General features: G+C 73.2%; 16 protein-coding genes. 11 read left to right on the top strand and 5 right to left on the bottom strand.

The window, feature by feature from the left end:
* Positions 1-122 precede the first annotated feature (122 nt).
* Positions 123-584 carry an Lrp/AsnC family transcriptional regulator gene (locus tag ACFWJ4_RS19810; RefSeq protein ID WP_359904275.1) on the bottom strand — a complete coding sequence of 154 codons (462 nt, stop codon included), beginning with the start codon at positions 582-584 and terminating at the stop codon, positions 123-125.
* 342 nt (positions 585-926) lie between these two features.
* Here ACFWJ4_RS19810 and ACFWJ4_RS19815 point away from each other — a divergent pair, with 342 nt between their 5' ends.
* Positions 927-1,469 (top strand): VOC family protein, encoded by a 543-nt coding sequence (locus ACFWJ4_RS19815; RefSeq protein ID WP_380351918.1) that lies wholly within the window; start codon positions 927-929, stop codon positions 1,467-1,469.
* Positions 1,470-1,575: 106 nt separating this feature from the next.
* Here the strand turns inward: ACFWJ4_RS19815 and ACFWJ4_RS19820 are convergent, their stop codons facing one another.
* Positions 1,576-2,121 (bottom strand): hypothetical protein, encoded by a 546-nt coding sequence (locus ACFWJ4_RS19820; RefSeq protein WP_380545584.1) that lies wholly within the window; start codon positions 2,119-2,121, stop codon positions 1,576-1,578.
* 134 nt (positions 2,122-2,255) lie between these two features.
* Between ACFWJ4_RS19820 and ACFWJ4_RS19825 the strand changes: the two genes are divergently transcribed.
* The 3 genes from ACFWJ4_RS19825 (at position 2,256) to ACFWJ4_RS19835 (ending at position 6,229) form a co-directional block, all read left to right on the top strand.
* Positions 2,256-2,960 (top strand): response regulator transcription factor, encoded by a 705-nt coding sequence (locus ACFWJ4_RS19825; protein ID WP_380545586.1) that lies wholly within the window; start codon positions 2,256-2,258, stop codon positions 2,958-2,960.
* 59 nt (positions 2,961-3,019) lie between these two features.
* Positions 3,020-4,591, top strand: coding sequence for a sensor histidine kinase (locus ACFWJ4_RS19830; RefSeq protein WP_380545624.1), 1,572 nt, complete (start codon positions 3,020-3,022; stop codon positions 4,589-4,591).
* Positions 4,592-4,828: 237 nt separating this feature from the next.
* Entirely contained in the window at positions 4,829-6,229 is a 1,401-nt protein-coding gene (locus ACFWJ4_RS19835; RefSeq protein WP_380545588.1) for a glycosyltransferase 87 family protein, read from the top strand.
* A gap of 167 nt (positions 6,230-6,396) precedes the next feature.
* Here the strand turns inward: ACFWJ4_RS19835 and ACFWJ4_RS19840 are convergent, their stop codons facing one another.
* Positions 6,397-6,813 carry an SsgA family sporulation/cell division regulator gene (locus ACFWJ4_RS19840; protein WP_097237712.1) on the bottom strand — a complete coding sequence of 139 codons (417 nt, stop codon included), beginning with the start codon at positions 6,811-6,813 and terminating at the stop codon, positions 6,397-6,399.
* Positions 6,814-7,218: 405 nt separating this feature from the next.
* Between ACFWJ4_RS19840 and ACFWJ4_RS19845 the strand changes: the two genes are divergently transcribed.
* Together ACFWJ4_RS19845 and ACFWJ4_RS19850 are read left to right on the top strand one after the other, a co-directional pair.
* Positions 7,219-8,850, top strand: coding sequence for an RDD family protein (locus ACFWJ4_RS19845; RefSeq protein WP_380545590.1), 1,632 nt, complete (start codon positions 7,219-7,221; stop codon positions 8,848-8,850).
* 73 nt (positions 8,851-8,923) lie between these two features.
* Entirely contained in the window at positions 8,924-9,688 is a 765-nt protein-coding gene (locus ACFWJ4_RS19850) for an RDD family protein (protein WP_380545592.1), read from the top strand.
* A gap of 36 nt (positions 9,689-9,724) precedes the next feature.
* On the opposite strand, the gene ACFWJ4_RS19855 is transcribed toward ACFWJ4_RS19850, so the two are convergent.
* Positions 9,725-10,027: a hypothetical protein gene (locus tag ACFWJ4_RS19855; protein ID WP_380545594.1), complete on the bottom strand. Its 303-nt coding sequence runs from the start codon at positions 10,025-10,027 to the stop codon at positions 9,725-9,727.
* A gap of 222 nt (positions 10,028-10,249) precedes the next feature.
* Here ACFWJ4_RS19855 and ACFWJ4_RS19860 point away from each other — a divergent pair, with 222 nt between their 5' ends.
* The 4 genes from ACFWJ4_RS19860 to mycP all read left to right on the top strand — a co-directional run bounded on the left by ACFWJ4_RS19860 (position 10,250) and on the right by mycP (position 14,312).
* Positions 10,250-10,978: an endonuclease V gene (locus ACFWJ4_RS19860; RefSeq protein WP_380545595.1), complete on the top strand. Its 729-nt coding sequence runs from the start codon at positions 10,250-10,252 to the stop codon at positions 10,976-10,978.
* A gap of 97 nt (positions 10,979-11,075) precedes the next feature.
* On the top strand, positions 11,076-11,525 hold the full coding sequence (locus tag ACFWJ4_RS19865; protein ID WP_380545597.1) for a hypothetical protein: 450 nt from the start codon (positions 11,076-11,078) through the stop codon (positions 11,523-11,525).
* Positions 11,526-11,562: 37 nt separating this feature from the next.
* A complete protein-coding gene (locus ACFWJ4_RS19870; RefSeq protein ID WP_380545599.1) occupies positions 11,563-12,999 on the top strand; it encodes a hypothetical protein in 1,437 nt (478 codons plus the stop codon).
* A gap of 203 nt (positions 13,000-13,202) precedes the next feature.
* Positions 13,203-14,312 carry a type VII secretion-associated serine protease mycosin gene (mycP, locus tag ACFWJ4_RS19875; protein ID WP_380545601.1) on the top strand — a complete coding sequence of 370 codons (1,110 nt, stop codon included), beginning with the start codon at positions 13,203-13,205 and terminating at the stop codon, positions 14,310-14,312.
* Here mycP and ACFWJ4_RS19880 read toward each other — a convergent pair.
* Positions 14,306-14,887 carry a GNAT family N-acetyltransferase gene (locus ACFWJ4_RS19880; protein WP_380545603.1) on the bottom strand — a complete coding sequence of 194 codons (582 nt, stop codon included), beginning with the start codon at positions 14,885-14,887 and terminating at the stop codon, positions 14,306-14,308. The genes mycP and ACFWJ4_RS19880 overlap by 7 nt on opposite strands.
* A gap of 205 nt (positions 14,888-15,092) precedes the next feature.
* Between ACFWJ4_RS19880 and ACFWJ4_RS19885 the strand changes: the two genes are divergently transcribed.
* Positions 15,093-15,689 (top strand): DinB family protein, encoded by a 597-nt coding sequence (locus ACFWJ4_RS19885; protein ID WP_380545605.1) that lies wholly within the window; start codon positions 15,093-15,095, stop codon positions 15,687-15,689.
* Positions 15,690-15,705 lie beyond the last annotated feature (16 nt).

Raw genomic sequence — 15,705 nt, forward strand, 5'->3', positions numbered from 1 at the left:
CCGCGGGTATCAGCGGACCGGAGGGCGGCGCGAGAGGTAGTAGAACGTTCATATAGAAATCTTGGGGCCGTCGGCGCCTCACGCATATGCCCGAATCGGCGCGTCGGACCGATCCGATCCGCCTACTCGGCGGCGGCCTGGTCGACCAGCGGCAGGATCCGGTACGGCACCGGGTTCTCCAGCACGATCGCCGTGGACGAGCGGACGATCCCGTCGAAGCCCAGCACCCGGTCGATCACCCGCTGCAGATCGGCGTTGGACCGGGCCACGATCCGCACCAGCATGTCCCCGATCCCGGTGATGGTGTGCAGTTCCAGCACCTCCGGCACGCTCGCCAGGTGCGCCCGCACGTCCGCGCCCTGGCCCTGGGAGATCTCCAGCGTGGCGAAGGCCGTCACCGGGTAGCCGATCGCCGCCGGGTCCACCTCCGGGCCGAAACCGCCGATCACGCCCTTGGCCTGGAGCCGGTCCAGCCGGGCCTGCACGGTGCCCCGGGCGACCTGCAGCCGGCGCGAGCACTCCAGCACCCCGATCCGGGGCTCCTCGGCGAGCAGCCGGATCAGCCGGCCGTCCAGGAGGTCGATGGTGTCGTTGGTGCTGCCCGCCGGGGCGGCGGACGGGCCTTGCGCGGCGGCGGAAGACCCCTGCGGAGCGGAGGAAGATCCCTGCGGAGCGGCGGAGTTGGGCGAGCCGGGGGAGCTCGGGACGTGAGCGGGGGGCATCGACGGCACCGTCCTGTGGTGGGCATTCTGTACAGCGGCGCGGCCGATTCTCCCGTTCCGGGGCACAGCTTGACCAGGAGGAAACGGAACAGTTGCGCGCAGGTCGGACCGGCGCCACCCTCCAGCCACACCCCCGTGCGCAGGGCCCCACCCCCGGTGCCCGGGACGGCCAGGATGGTCCGTACGCATACCGGGAGGGCAGTCATGACCGACACCGCCGCCGAACCCGTCCTGTTCGGGGCCGGCCTCGTACCGGACCCCGCGGAGGAGGGGCCGCTGCCGATGGGCCGCGCCGACGCGGTGGTCTTCGCGGTCGCCGACGCCGAGCGGGCGGCCCGCCGCTACTGCGCCGCGCTCGGGCTGCGCTGTACCGCGTACGCCGGGCCGCGGACCGGGGACCCGGAAACCCTCTCGTACGTGCTCGCCGCGCCGGGGACGCGGATCGTGCTCACCTCCCCGGTGCGGACCACCGGCCCGCGTGGCCGGGAGCTGACCGCGTACCTCGACCGGTACGGGGACGGGGTGCTGGACCTCACGGTGAGCGTGCCGGACGTCTACTACGCCTACGACTACGCGGTGGACCGGGGCGCGCTGTCGCTGACCGAGCCCTACGAGGCGCGGGACGACTACGGCGCGGTGGTGCTGGCCACCATCGGCGTGCCGGGCGGGACCAGGCACACGCTGGTGGACCGGGCGGGGTACGTGGGGCCGTACCTGCCGGGGTACGTGCCGTGCGACGGCTTCTGACGGCGCCCGCCGTGCGACCGTCCGCTGTCCGACCGCTCGCGGTGCGACGGCCGGCGGTGCCGCCGCCCGTCGCCTGACGGGGTGACGGGCTGTCGGGGTCCGCGCGTCAGCGGACCACCGTCTCCACGATCGGCGCGTGGCCGTTCCAGGAGGCGAAGACCGAGTTGGCCTCGTCGCCGCGGGTGAAGTCGACCCGCAGCCACTGTCCGTCGGTCCACACCTGCATCTGCCAGCCCGGGTCCGGGGCGGCGGACACCAGGGTGGCCCGGTCCGGCTTCAGGTCCAGTGCGACCTTGCCGCCGGGGATCGGGTAGCTCTTCACCGTGGACGTCGCGGTGGCGGTGGGGGCGGGCCGGCGGCCGGGCGACGCGGCGGTGGTGGCGGGAGCCGGGCCGTGCGGGGCGGTGGCGGCGGTGGTGGTCGGGGAGGCCGCCGGGGAAGGGGTCGTGGACGGTGCGGTGGAGCGCGGCTGGTCCGGCGTGGCGGGCGCGGAGTGCGGCGTGCCCTCGGCCTTCGGGGAGGGCAGCGCGATCGCCGTGGGCTGCTCGAACGCGGCGCCGGTCAGCACCGCGTGCACGCCGAGCCAGGACAGCGCCACCGCCGCCCCGGTGGCCGCCGCCCAGGCGCCGAGCTGTACCAGTCCGTTCCGCATCGTCCGCACATCCTGCCGTATTTCCAAACGGATGGAGACCGGCACCCCCGGTATTCGGCAGGGCAGTTGCACAATGTCCGGACCCACCCCCGAGGTACAGACCACTGATCGGCGATGGCGTACCGTGCAGGCCCATGGCAACAGTGCTCGTGGTCGAGGACGACCCCTTCGTACGCTCCGCCCTCATCCGCCACCTGACCGACACCGGTCACGCGGTCCGCAGCGTGGGCACGGCTCTGGAGGCGCTGCGGGAGGTCGCCCAGGTCGGCTGCGACCTGGTGATCCTCGACCTCGGACTGCCCGACCTGGACGGCAGCGAGGCGCTCAAGATGATCCGGGGCCTGACCAATGTGCCGGTGATCATCTCCACCGCCCGGGACGACGAGGCCGAGATCATCCGGCTGCTCAACGACGGCGCCGACGACTACTTGGTGAAACCTTTCTCCGGGGAGCACCTCAGCGCCCGGATGACCGCCGTGCTGCGCCGCTTCGGCAGCGGCGCGGCGCCCGTCGCCCAGGTGCTGCGGGTCGGCGGACTGGCCATCGACCTCCAGCGGCGGGAGGCCGCGCTGGACGGGAGCCCGCTCGACCTGACCCGCCGTGAGTTCGACCTGCTGGCCTTCCTGGCGGCCCGGCCCGGCGTGGTGGTGCCCCGCAAGGAGATCCTCGCCGAGGTCTGGCAGCAGACCTACGGCGGCGACCAGACCATCGACGTCCACCTCTCCTGGCTGCGCCGCAAGCTCGGCGAGACCGCCTCCAACCCCCGCTACCTGCACACCGTCCGGGGCGTCGGGGTCCGGCTGGAAGCCGTCGGGGGCGTGGCGGAGCACCGGACATGAGGCGCTTCGGGCGCTCGCTGCGCTGGGCCCTGATCAAGGCCGCCGTCGCCGGGACCACCATGGTCGCGCTGGCCTTCCTGATCCCGCTCGGACTGATGGTCCAGCAGACCGCACGGGACCGGGCCTTCACCGCCGCCGAGCGGCAGGCCGCGGCGCTCGGGCCGGCCCTGGCGATCACCACCGACGAGGACGCGATCACCCGGGCGCTGGCCAGTACGGACGCCGGCGGGCAGGGGCGGATGGCGGTGCACCTTCCGGCGGCCGGGCAGCCCGCCGGGGCGGGCGGCGGCGGCGAGCTCCACGGCGGCGCGGCGGCCGGTGGGGGAAGCGGAGCGGGCGGAGGAATTGGAGCCGGCGGCGCGGCAGCCGGTGGCGGGAGCGGAACCACCGGCGGGAGCGGAGGCGGCGGCGACGCGGTCCACGCCGTCGAGGGCGACGGAGCCGGGCCGGGCGGAGGCGGCCCCGGGACGGTAGCCGCCGGGACCGGCGAGCCCGGGGGCCCGATGCTGGGGGAGGGACGCGCCACCACGGCCGACGTCGCCACGGCCGGCGGGCAGGGCCGCTCCTTCACCGTGAAGGTGCCCGGCGGGTACGCCCTGCTCCAGCCCGTCGCGGTGGACACCGGGCGGACCGCGGTGGTCGAGGTGTTCGTGGCCGAGAGCGACCTCACCCGGGGCGTCGCCACGGCCTGGCAGGTGCTCTCCGCCGTGGCACTCGGCCTGGTCGCCATCTCGGTGCTGGTCGCCGACCGGATGGGCAGCCGCATCGTCGCCTCCGCGCGCAAGCTCGCCACCGCCGCCCGCTCGCTCGGCGCCGGGAACCTCTCCGTGCGGGTCCCGGTGGAGGGCAAGCAGGTCGAGGGCAGCCCCGAGGAACTGCGCGAGGCCGGCCACGCGTTCAACACCATGGCCGACCGGGTGGTCCAACTCCTCGCCGCAGAACGGGAACTGGCCGCCGACCTGTCGCACCGGCTGCGCACCCCGCTGACCGTGCTGCGGCTCAACGCCGCCTCGCTCGGCGAGGGCGACGCGGCCGACGCCACCCGGCACGCGGTCGCCCAGCTGGAGCGCGAGGTCGACCAGATCATCCGCTCGGCCCGCCGCGCCCCCGAGGACGCGCCCGCCGTCGCCGTCGGCTGCGACGCCGCCGAGGTGATCCGGGAACGGGTCGCCTTCTGGTCGGCGCTGGCCGAGGACGAGGGGCGCCGCTGGCAGCTGGCCGGCGCCGAGCGGGCGGCGCCGGTGCCCGTCCAGCGCGGGGACCTCGCGGCCGCCGTCGACGCGCTGCTCGGCAACGTCTTCCGGCACACCTCCGTCGGGACCGCCTTCTCGGTGGACGTGCTCGCCACCGACTGCTCGGTGATCGTGCTGGTCGGCGACGCCGGACCGGGGTACAGCGACCCGGCGGCCGCCCTCAAGCGCGGCGAGGGGCACGGCGGCGAGGGCTCCACCGGCCTCGGCCTGGACATCGTCCGCAAGCTCGCCGAGTCCACCGGCGGGGACGTCGCGCTCGGCCGCTCCGCGGTGCTCGGCGGCGCCGAGACCCGGCTGCGGCTGCGCACCGGGCCCCAGGAGGCGGAGCCCGCGCGGGGCGGACGGCGGCGGAGCCGGGGCGCGCTGTTCCAGAGGTGAGGGGGCGACCGCCGTCCAAGTTCCGGCCGTCCGGGTTCCGGCTGTCCAGGTTTCGGCCGTCTTGGTTTCGGCCGTCCGGGTTCAGGTTGTCCCGGTTCCGGCCGTTCGCGCTCCGCCCGCGACGGAGTGCGGCCGGTCAGAGCCACTTTGTCACGCTGAGTAGTTGATTGTGTCCGGTTCCGTTCGGACGGCATCCGGTATCGTCGCTGGTTGGCCGAGCCGTGGACGGAGTGGACAGTGACAGCGGTGCAAGACGAGCGCAGCCCGGTGCGGACCGCACCCGACCCCTCGCCCGCCCCCCTGTCGGACCGGCTGCGCCGGGCCCTCGGAGCCCCCGTCCGGGCGCTGCGCGAGGCCCCCCGGCGTCCGCTGCTGGCGGCCTCCGCCGTGGCGCTGCTGTCCCTGCTGGTGTACGCGGTGGTCCGCCACTTCGTCCACACCTCGATGGTGGACATGATCGTCTACCGGGCCGAGGGCGCCGCCGTGGCCAACGGCACCGACCTGTACGCGCTGCGCGTCACCGAGTGGAACCTGCCCGCGACGTACCCGCCGTTCGCGGCGATGCTGTTCGTCCCGACCACCTGGTTCCCGGTGCCCTTCCTCCGGGTGGCGATCACTCTCGGCAACGTCGGGCTGCTCGCCCTGCTGACCCACCTGTCCTTCAAACTGGTCGGCTGGCCGCGCCGCGAGCTGCGGCCGATCGGCGTGATCCTGGCGACCGGCCTCGGGGTCTGGCTCGAACCGGTCTTCACCACGCTCCGCTACGGCCAGATCAACCTCGCGCTGGCCTGCCTGATCCTCTGGGACCTCACCCGTGCGGACGGGCGGCGGAGCAAGGGCGTGGCGATCGGCATCGCCGCCGGTATCAAGCTCACCCCCGGCCTGTTCGCGGTCTACCTGCTGATCACCGGTCGGATCCGGGCCGCCTTCGTGGCGGGCCTCACCTTCCTCGGCACCTTCCTGCTCGGCGCCCTGGTCCTGCCGGACGCCACCTGGGGCTTCTGGACCAAGTACCTCTACGACTCCTCCCGGGTCGGCAAGACCTGGATCGTCGACAACCAGTCGATGCGCGGCGCCTTCGCCCGCCTGCTGCACAGCGCCGACCCCGGCACCGTCGCCACCCTCGGGGCCGGCCTGATCGCGCTGGCGGGCCTCGCGGTCTCCGCCTGGGCCGCGCGCAGCGGCCGCTGGCTGCCCCGGGCCGAGGCCTGGGGCGTCTGCTGCGCGGCCGTCACCGCCGTCCTGATCTCGCCGATCAGCTGGACCCACCACTGGGTCTGGTGCGTGCCGATGCTCGTCCTGCTCGCCGCCGAGGCCTCGGTCGAGCACGCCCGCCCGTCCGGCGTCCGCCGGCTGCGCTGGCGGGTCGTCTTCTGGGCCACGCTGGTCGCGTTCCTGTCCTTCGCGATGTGGGCCGCGAAGCCGGTCGGCCTGGCCGTCCTCGACATGTCACCGTGGCGCCAGCTGCCGACCTCGGTCTATCCGTGGGTCGGACTCTGCTTCCTGCTCGCCGCCGCCGTCCGGATAAGGGCCCGACGGCGTTCGGCCGGCGCGCCGCTGGTCCGGCTGCCCGGACAGCGGGACGCCGGAGGGCCGGACACCGCCCGCGGTCGTCAGCAGGCCCCCGCGGCCCGCTGAGCCGGCGGGGGCACCGCTCCTGCTTCCCCGCTCCCGTTGCCGCCGCTGGTCCTTGCGGGCGTGGTCGCGTTCCTGGGGGTGTTCGTCCGGGTGCTGATGCTGGTGCTGCTGGTTCGGGTGCTGGTGCTGGTGCTGGTGTACGAGCCGGTGCACGCTGCGGCGCATGCCTAGGCGAGCAGTTCGGCGAGCGAGCCGTCCATGTCCAGCGCGGCCAGCTCGCTGCCCGGCGGAACCAGCCGGTGCGCCCGCTCCAGCCAGGCCGCGACGGCCGGCAGCGGGGCCTCCAGCAGGGCGTCCCCGGCGGGCGAGCTCAGCGCCAGACAGAGCACGCTGCGCCGGCCCGAACGGGTCGGCCAGATCCGCACGTCACCCTGGCCGCACGGGCGGAAGGTGCCCTCGACCAGCAGCTCGCGGGCGAACACCCAGGTCACCGGCGAACCGGTGTCCAGGTGGAAGGTGATGTACACCGCGTACGGGTCGTGGCTGCCGTAGGACAGCCGGGCCGGGACGGGGACGCTGTGCTCCGGCGAGAGCACCAGGTTGAGCTCCAGCTCGTGCTCGACGACGCTGACGGGACGCTCCATGATCGTCTTCCTCTCTGCCTTCGGGCGGTGCCCGGTTCCGGGCCCCTGTGACCTTTGAGAGGGCGGTCCGCACCGGCTCTTACACACGTTTCCGGGATTTCTTCGGGAAGTTTGGTGAGGGTGGTGAACGGCGGGTGGCACGGCGCGCGAGCAAACGTCGTGCGCTGGGTTCCCTACCTTGAGCTACCCCCTGCTGTCCGGGGAATCGCGAACTTTCCGTCACGGCTTCGGTGAGGTACTACCCTTTGTGACTGTCCGGCGACTGTCCGCCCATCGGTGGCGCCCCCACGCGCGCCGAGCGCAGGGCGCGCGCCGGGTCGTGCGCGCGCGTGGACGCGTCTGCGGTGGTCGGGCCCGGTCGGCCCGCGCCGTCCTCGTCAGGACCTGCCAGGAAAGAAGACCCCCATGACGGACCGCCCCTTCGCCGCCGACGGCGACCCGGCCGTCGCACCCGAGCCCGGCTACTACCCCGACCCCTCCATCCCAGGCTTCGTCCGGTACTGGGGCGGCTCGGCCTGGGTGCCCGGCACCAGCCGGCCCGCGCCCGCCGGCGGCGAGGTGCTGCAGCCGCCCCGGTACGCGACGCGGCGGCCCGCCCCGGGGGGTGCGGCGGTGCGGCCGCCGGTGGTGCCGATGGTGGTGCCGGAGCCGGCCGGGGTCCCGGAGGCGGCAGCGGCGCCGGAGCCGGTGGCTCCGGAGCGGATGGCCCCGGAGCCGGTGGTGCCGGGGGCGGTGGCGGAGGTACGGGTCGGGCCGCCCGCGGGTGGGGGTGACACCGGGCCGGTGTACTTCGACCAGACCTCGGGTGGGGCGTCCTTCGTGCTCGGGCCGCGGGTGGCGGAGGTGATCGGCGGGCCGGTGTTCCGGACGGTCGACGGGCCGGGCGTTTCATCGGGCGTTTCGCCGGGGGTTTTGCCGGTGGCCCCGTCGGGCTTCGCCGGTGCCGGGCTGCCCGGGCCCCTGGAGGGGCCGGTGGCCGTCGGTGCGGTGCCCGAGGCGGTCCAGGGGGCGGGCGCGGCCCTGGGTTCGGGGCCGGCCCCGGTGCCCGTGGTCGGGGAGTCCGGGTGGCAGGCCGATCCCCGGGCGCAGCCGGGCCTGATGGAGACGGGCGACGCGCCGCGTTGGGTCTCCTGGGGGGTGCTTCCGGAGGCGCTCGATGCGGAGGAGGGGTGTGCGGAGCCCGGGCGTGCTCCGGCTGCCGTCGAACTGGCCGCGGCCGGCGCTCCCGCCGCGGCGGTGACCGTGCGGGAGACGCCGGTGCCGGCCGTTCTGGCCTCGGGCCCGGTGCCGATGGTCGGCGAGAAGGCGATTCCGGCCCTGGTCCAGGCCCCGGCCCCGGCTGCGGTCGCCCCGAAGCCGGTGACTGCGGTCGCCGCGACCGCCGGGGCCATGGCGGCCGCCGCCGCCCCGCTGCCGGCCGTACGGACGGTGCGGGAGACCGCCGTCCAGCCCCGCCCGTCCGCCGCCGCCCCCGCCGCCACCGCGCCTTCCCGGGCGGCCGGCGTCACCCGCACCGCCCGGACGGCCCGCACCGCCCGGGTCGCCGTGCCGGCCGGCCTCGGCCGTCGCCTGGCGGCGCGGACGGTGGACACCGCCGTGCTGCTGGTGGTCGCGGTCGCCGCCGGCATTCCGCTCGGCCGCTCGGTGACCGACCACCTCCAGCAGAAGGTCGACCAGGCCCGGATGGCCAGCGCCCTCAGTCGGCGTCAGATCCAGGTCTGGCTGGTGGACGACGTGGTGCTGGGCAAGATCGCCGTCCTGATCGGCATCCTGCTGTTCGTCAGCCTGCTCTACGAGGTGCTGCCGGTCGCCCGTACCGGCCAGACCTTCGGCAAGCGGCTGGCCCGGATCCGCGTGGTGGACACCGCCGCTCCGGCCGGCCGGACCAGACTGAGCCTCGGCCGCTCGCTCCTCCGGTGGGCGGTGCGGCAACTCGGCACGGTGCTGCTGCTCGGCCTGGTCTGGCCGGTGTTCGACCGGACGGCGCGGCGGGGGTGGCAGGACCGCGCGGCCCGCACCCGGGTGGTGCGCGGCTGAGGGCCGGTAGGCCCAGTGCAAAACGGACAAAATGTCCCAAACATCGAGAATGTGTGATGTTCTACTCGGGGTCATGAGCACCCACGACCCCTCAGGCCCCCAGCCGGAGGGGGGCGGCAAGCCCTCCTTCGACAAGCAGCCCCCGCAGTCGGGCGGCGGCACGCCGGAAGGCGAGCCGTCGGGCCCGACCCCGTCCCACGAGCCGCCCGAGCCGCCCCACGAGCCGTCCGGCGGCCCCGGCGCCTACCAGGGCACCTACGGAGGAAGCCCGTACGGCGAGCCGACCCCCGGTCAGAGCCCGTACGGCCAAGCCCCGTACGGCCAACCCCCGTACGACCGGACGCCGCCCGGGTACGGCCACGGCTACGGCCCCGGCGCGTACGGCACCCCCGGCGCCGGCCCCGTCCCCGGCATGCCGCCGCTCGGCACCTGGCCCAAACGGATCCTCGCCCGGCTGATCGACTACCTCCTGGTGCAGGCCGTCGCCGTGATCATCGTGGGACCCTTCGTCGACCTCGGCACGCGCAACGGCTCCACCGAGGCGTTCTGGCTCGGTTGCGCCATCTACCTCGTCTACGACGCCCTGATGCTCAGCCGGGACGGCCAGACCCTCGGCAAGAAGGCGACGAAGGTCCGCGTCGCCATGCTCGTCGACGGGAACAAACCGACCCCGGCCGCCGCCTGGACCCGCGCAGCCGTCTTCATCCTCCCGGCCGTGCTCTGCTGCGCCGCGCTCTGGTGGATCATCGACGGGTTCTTCGGCGTCTTCGACAAGCCCTACCGGCAATGCCTGCACGACAAGGCCGCGAAGACCGTGGTGGTCACCACGGAGGTCTGAGCGGCGGCGCAGGACACACCGGCGCCCGGCGGCGGATCAGCGCTGCCGGGCGTACGCGTGCCCGGTGGCGGCCGCAGCGGGGCGGGGCGCCCGCGCCGGGTCCGCGGCGCCCGCCTCCACGGTCGCGTCCCCCACAGTCGCGGCCCCCGCGGTGGCGGCCCTCGCGGTGGCGGCGGACATCGAAAGCACCGTCACCACGGTGCCGAGCACCAGCGCGAACCCCACCAGCACCGCGACCGCCAGGACGCCCGAAGCACCCGAAACGGCCAGCAGCACCACCGTGGTGGCGACGACGGTGAACGAGCCGAGGCAGACCTGGGCGACGGAGGGGCGCGGCATGGCGGAGGTCCTTCGCACGTCGGGGGAAACGGGCGGGAATGGTGCCGGGTTCCAGCGGTCCTACCCCGCGGGGAGACGGGTACGTCCAGGCTAGCCCCCGAACGCGGGGGCACAGGGGGCGCACGGGCTCACCCCGGGGTCGTCCGGCCCGGTCGGTACGGTGAGGCGAAACCCGTCGACACCACGCACCGCCGCACACCACCGCACCCGGGGGAACCGACCATGCCCATCCCCGCCGACTGGCCCACCACCGAGGCCGAGGCACTCGCCGAACAGGAGCGGCTGCGCCCGCTCGTCCAGGCCCACGACGACAAGGGCCCCGGCGACCCGGCCCCCGGCGACCCGGGCCCCGACGCGCTCGTCGCCGGCGTGGACGTCGCCTACGACGACGACCACGACCTCGTCGCCGCCGCAGCCGTCCTGCTCGACCCCGACACCCTCGCCGTCGTCGAACAGGCCACCGCCGTCGGCCGGATCGCCTTCCCGTACGTCCCCGGACTCCTCGCCTTCCGCGAACTCCCCGCCGTCCTCGACGCACTGGCCGCACTCACCCGCACCCCCGACCTCGTCGTCTGCGACGGCTACGGCCTCGCCCACCCCCGCCGCCTCGGCCTCGCCAGCCACCTCGGCGTCCTCACCGGACTGCGCACCCTCGGCGTCGCCAAGACCCCCTTCACCTTCGACCACCACGAACCCGACGCGCCCCGCGGCTCCTGGACCCCGCTCACCGACCCCGCCACCGGCGAGGAGGTCGGCCGCGCCGTCCGCACCAGGGAAGGCGTGAAACCCGTCTTCGTCTCCGTCGGCCACCGCACCGGCCTCGACACCGCCGTCCGCACCACCCTCCAACTCGCCCGCCACTACCGCCTCCCCGAAACCACCCGGCACGCCGACTCGCTCTGCCGACGCGCCCTCACCGACGCCCGACGGACCGGGACGACCGCGAACTGACCAAGCCCCGGGCGGGATTCGGGCCCGGTGTGTTAGACATGAGACACCGGGGCCCGGCCCCGACCGCCAGGGACGGACGCACGGGGGAGGCGCCGAAATGGGATCAGGGACCACCGGAACCGGATCGACCGGCGGAGCCGGACAGGGCTACCGCATCGAAGTCGAACAACTCCGCGCCTTCGCCGGCCAAGTACGGCTGCTGCTCGCCGACTTCCAGAAACACGCCGACGGCAGCGACACCCACGGCCGCAGCGGCATCGGCAAGAACGCCTTCGGCACCTTCGCCGAAGCCACCGAGATCCACGGCCGCTACGGCACCATGCGGGACGCGCTGCGCGACGTCCTCAACCAGCTCCAGGAAGCCGTGAACGAGGCCCAGCAGAAGGCCGACCTCACCGCCACCAACTACGAGGAGCAGGACCAGCACGCCGCCGCGAAACTCAAACTCGGCGACGACGGCTGGTCCGTCGCCCACCCCTCCGCCGGCAGCCAGGCCGCGGCCCAGCAGAACCTCACCCCGTCCACCCGCGGCAACGCCACCGTCTGACCGCCGCCCGCCCGGACCGAACGGAGGCCGACCGCCCGTGGTCTACACCGACTTCACCAAGTACAGCCACGCCCAGCTCCGCACCATGGCACAGGCCCTCGACCCCGGCGCGGTGATGGCCGCCGGAGACCCCTGGCGCAAGGCCGCCGACACCCTCAAACAGATCCGCCAGACCCTCACCAAAGCCAGCACCGAAGCCGCCACCTCCTGGGAAGGCACCACCAGCGACGCCTTCCACACCCGCATGCTCACCCTGGCCGCCAGCATCAACAACGCCGCCGCCTACGCCAACGACGCCGCCAACATCCTCCACACCGCCTCCGAAGCCATGGCCAAGGCCAAGCGCGACATGCCCGAGGAACCCGGCAACTGGGACAAGGTCAAGGACACCGTCGGCGACGCCCTCTTCGGCGACGACGACGAACACCTCCCCCTCGCCGACCGCAAGAAGGCCGAAGCGGCCGCCATCATGCAAACCCTCGCCATGCACTACCGCATCGCCACCCCGGCCCTGAAGCCCCCGCCGCCACTGGATGCGAAGAGGCCGCCGGTGAATCCCGGGGGACGGGACGACTTTTCCGACCAGACTGCCAGCGATCAGAGCGCACTTGTTGCGGCGGGCGGTTTGATGACCGGTATGGGTGCCGGCAACCTGCATTCGGTTGGGGGGACCGCCGGTAAGTCCGCGAATGCCTCGACGGCTCCCCAGAACCGCAACGTGAGCAGTGGCGGTGCTGCTTCTAAGCCGGCGACGGCCTCAGGAAGCACTCCGATCGCCCCGGAACCAGGGATCAAGGGCGGAACGGCCAAGGCCCCGGGAAAGCCCGGAGAGGCCAACTATGGAGCGGGAACCGCCGTCAATGGCGTGAACACCGTTTCGAAGCCCACGGCGGCTGCGCCGTCGCCGGTCGGTGTTACGGGTATGCCGACCCCCACCGCGGCTGGAGCACAGACCGGTGCCGGTCCCACGTGGCTCGGCCCCGGAAAGGGAGAACCGGCGCCCGGCATGTTCGACGGCGGACGAGAGAAGCAGACACCCGCCGAACGGGGAACGATCGGCCGGAATGACCAGCGGGGCGGGCCGGCCGACGTTCGTGGTGGCGCCGCACGGAGCGCTGAGGGCATTCACGGAGGCACTCCCGGCCTGGTCGGCCCCGGAGCCGGCCGAACGGGCGGCACTGTGGTCGGCGACGGTGGACGAGCGCTACCAGGCGGCAAGGGATCTGTGGGTGAAGCGACCCCGGGGGGCAAGAAGGCTTTCACCGAGGGCGGTTCCGGTCTGGGGCAGCGCAACCGGATTCGGGCGGAGTCGACAGGTACCTCTGGAGCATCCTCGGGGTCCGCAGTTCCATTCGGTGGGCCGCACGGGCCTGCCAAGGACAAGGAGAAGGCCAGAAAGCGGCCGGACTACCTGGTGGAGGACGAGGAGACCTGGGCGTCAGGGGAGTCCACCAACACGAACGTGGTGAAATGACCCTGGTTCTTCTGGAGACCAGGTAATTCGATCGGAGCCCTCGTGGTTCGCGGACCACAGGGCTACCGCTGTGCTGAGTGGGGTGACCGGCCTTGGGAGACTGGCGGCTTCGGCGTGGGGCGGCTGCGCTGGCAGTTGGCGGCCTGGTCGCCGTGATGGGGGCAGGGCCGGCCTGTGCGGACAGCACCCGTGACGCGCAATGGGTGCTGGCCAGCTACCGAGCAGACAGTGCGCTCTGGCCGGTATCGCAGGGCAGCGGTGTGACCGTAGCTGTCATCGACAGCGGTGTCATGAAGGATCATCAGGATCTGACCGGACAGGTCCTGTCCGGTGCTGATTTCTCCGGAGAAGGCAGCGATGGCACGGTCGACAAGGATGGTCACGGCACCGGGATGGCCAGCCTCATCGCGGGCCACGGGCACGGCGACAATGCGGGAATCATGGGACTGGCACCCAAGGTCGAGATCCTTCCAGTGCGGGTGAGCTGGACCCCCAATGACACCGTGGCGCAGAGTGGCTTGGCAAAGGGAATCCGGTTCGCGGTGGACCGCGGTGCCAAGGTGATCAACATGTCGATCGGCGGTTATTCGGGGACCGACCAGGAGACCAGGACAGCGGTGAAGTACGCCGTCGACCACGACGTGGTCCTCGTCGCGTCGAACGGGAACAGCGGACAACAGGGTGCGCCGGTTGAGTACCCGGCCGCCTTTCCGGGTGTGCTGGCAGTTGGAGCGGTGGACCGGCTGGGACATCTGTGGGAGAAGTCCACATACGGACCGGAGACCACGCTGACGGCTCCCGGGGCGGAGATCTACCGGGCTAGCGCGAAGTCCTCGGCAGGGTACGGGGTTGGCAACGGCACCTCGGACTCGACCGCCTACGTGTCCGCCACTGCGGCGTTGATCAGGGCGAAGTACCCGAACCTGTCTGCGGGGCAGGTGGTCAATCGGATGATCAAGACGGCCACTCCTCCGGCGGACGGTTCGGCGGTGCCGAGTGACCGGTACGGGTTCGGGGTTCTGGCGCCGGCGAAGGCGTTGGAGGCGAATCCTGCCGTGGACAACGGGCCTCGGGAGAATCCGTTGGTGGGGCGGAAGGAGTCGCAGGGGGCGCCGCCGGTGGACGATCCGACGGATGGGGTTTCGGAGGAGGCTGTCGCCCCGGGGGCGGATGGTGGCGGGAGCGGCGGGAGCGGGGTGGGGGTCGTGGTGGGGGTGGCGGCCGGGGGTTTGGTGTTGGTGGTCGGTGGCGTCGTGGCGCTGGTGGTGCGGGCGCGGCGGCGGGGGGCGGCTGGTGGGGGGTCGTATCAGTGAGTGGCGAGCCATTCGTCGCGTAGGGCGGCCATCTGGAGGATGTCCCAGTAGCGGTTGTCCCAGTGGTGGGCCTGGCGGGAGCGGCCTTCGAGGGTGAAGCCGGATTTGCGGTAGGCGTGGGCGGCGCGTTCGTTGTACTCGAAGACTTCGAGGTGGACGCGGTTGAGGCGGATGGTCTCGAAGGCGTGGCGCAGGACCAGGAGGGTGGTCTCGGTGCCGATGCCGCGGCCGGTGCTGTCCGGGGTGAGGGCGATCCGGAAGCTGGCGGAGGAGTTGTCGGGGTCGACGTCGGTGAGGGCGGTTTCGCCGAGGAAGCGGCCGGTGGTGGGGTCCTCGACGGCGAGGTCGAGGCGGTCGGGCTGGTCGGGGCGGGTGGCGCACCATTGGTGGATCCGGTCGCGGGTGAAGGCGGTGCGGGTGCCGGTGAGCCGGTTGGTCGTCTTGTCGGTGCAGAGTTCCCACATCGGGTCGGTGTGCCGTTCGTCGAGGGGGACGAGCCGGATGGTGGGGCCGTGCAGGGTGGGTTTCACGGCGAGGGCGGCGAGGTCGGCGGGGTTGGTGGTGTCGGCGGTCATGGCGTCCAGGATGGCGGGCCGGGTTCCGGTTCGTCCACGTATTTGATCCCGTCGTGCGGGTGCGCACCGGGCTGGAGTGCGCGCGGGGATGTGGGCGCGTGATGGGGGAATGCGCCGGTGAGTGCGCCGGGGGTGGCAGCATTTCGGCGATCGCTGGCGTCATTGCCACTGGTGGGGCTTGTCGGGTGGTGGAGATGCTGGGCCCATGAGCACTTCTGAGAGCATGCCGGTCGAGAGCATGTCGATCGCCGCCACCGACAGCACCGACGCCGGGATCGTCCCGGACACCAAGGACTGGACCTGGGTGTTGGAACGCCCGTGTCCCGACTGCGGGTTGGACACTCCGCGGGTGGTCCGGGAGGACGTTGCCGGGATGGTCCGGGCCAATGCGGAGGGCTGGCTGGCGGTGCTGGCGGGGGAGGCGGACGGACTGCGCCGCAGGCCCGCCGCGGGGGTGTGGTCGGACCTGGAGTACGCGTGCCACGTCCGGGACGTCTTCCGGCTGTTCGAGGTCCGGCTGGGCCTGATGCTGGACCTGGAGGACCCGCTGTTCCCGAACTGGGACCAGGACGACACGGCCGTCGCAGAGCGCTACGGGGAGCAGGACCCGAAGGTGGTGGCCGGGGAGCTGGCGGAGGCCGCGGAGAGGCTCGCAGGGGCCTTCGAGCGGGTGGCCGGCGAGCAGTGGGGGCGGACCGGGAACCGCAGCGACGGGGCGCGGTTCACGGTCGAGTCGTTCGCCCGGTACCTGATCCACGACCCGGTGCACCATCTGTTCGACGTGACGGGCGAACGGGTCTGAGGCCGGGCCGGGGGCG

The sequence above is a fragment of the Kitasatospora sp. NPDC127067 genome, from assembly GCF_042724755.1.
Lineage (GTDB): Bacteria > Actinomycetota > Actinomycetes > Streptomycetales > Streptomycetaceae > Kitasatospora > Kitasatospora lactacystinica.

What these genes read in the sequence shown, in the direction of transcription:
- ACFWJ4_RS19815 (WP_380351918.1), top strand. Translation starts at nt 927, where the DNA reads ATGACCGACACCGCCGCCGAACCCGTCCTGTTCGGGGCCGGCCTCGTA.
- ACFWJ4_RS19820 (WP_380545584.1), bottom strand. Translation starts at nt 2,121, where the DNA reads ATGCGGAACGGACTGGTACAGCTCGGCGCCTGGGCGGCGGCCACCGGG.
- ACFWJ4_RS19825 (WP_380545586.1), top strand. Translation starts at nt 2,256, where the DNA reads ATGGCAACAGTGCTCGTGGTCGAGGACGACCCCTTCGTACGCTCCGCC.
- ACFWJ4_RS19830 (WP_380545624.1), top strand. Translation starts at nt 3,020, where the DNA reads ATGGTCGCGCTGGCCTTCCTGATCCCGCTCGGACTGATGGTCCAGCAG.
- ACFWJ4_RS19840 (WP_097237712.1), bottom strand. Translation starts at nt 6,813, where the DNA reads ATGGAGCGTCCCGTCAGCGTCGTCGAGCACGAGCTGGAGCTCAACCTG.
- ACFWJ4_RS19845 (WP_380545590.1), top strand. Translation starts at nt 7,219, where the DNA reads ATGACGGACCGCCCCTTCGCCGCCGACGGCGACCCGGCCGTCGCACCC.
- ACFWJ4_RS19850 (WP_380545592.1), top strand. Translation starts at nt 8,924, where the DNA reads ATGAGCACCCACGACCCCTCAGGCCCCCAGCCGGAGGGGGGCGGCAAG.
- ACFWJ4_RS19855 (WP_380545594.1), bottom strand. Translation starts at nt 10,027, where the DNA reads ATGCCGCGCCCCTCCGTCGCCCAGGTCTGCCTCGGCTCGTTCACCGTC.
- ACFWJ4_RS19860 (WP_380545595.1), top strand. Translation starts at nt 10,250, where the DNA reads ATGCCCATCCCCGCCGACTGGCCCACCACCGAGGCCGAGGCACTCGCC.
- ACFWJ4_RS19865 (WP_380545597.1), top strand. Translation starts at nt 11,076, where the DNA reads ATGGGATCAGGGACCACCGGAACCGGATCGACCGGCGGAGCCGGACAG.
- ACFWJ4_RS19880 (WP_380545603.1), bottom strand. Translation starts at nt 14,887, where the DNA reads ATGACCGCCGACACCACCAACCCCGCCGACCTCGCCGCCCTCGCCGTG.
- ACFWJ4_RS19885 (WP_380545605.1), top strand. Translation starts at nt 15,093, where the DNA reads ATGAGCACTTCTGAGAGCATGCCGGTCGAGAGCATGTCGATCGCCGCC.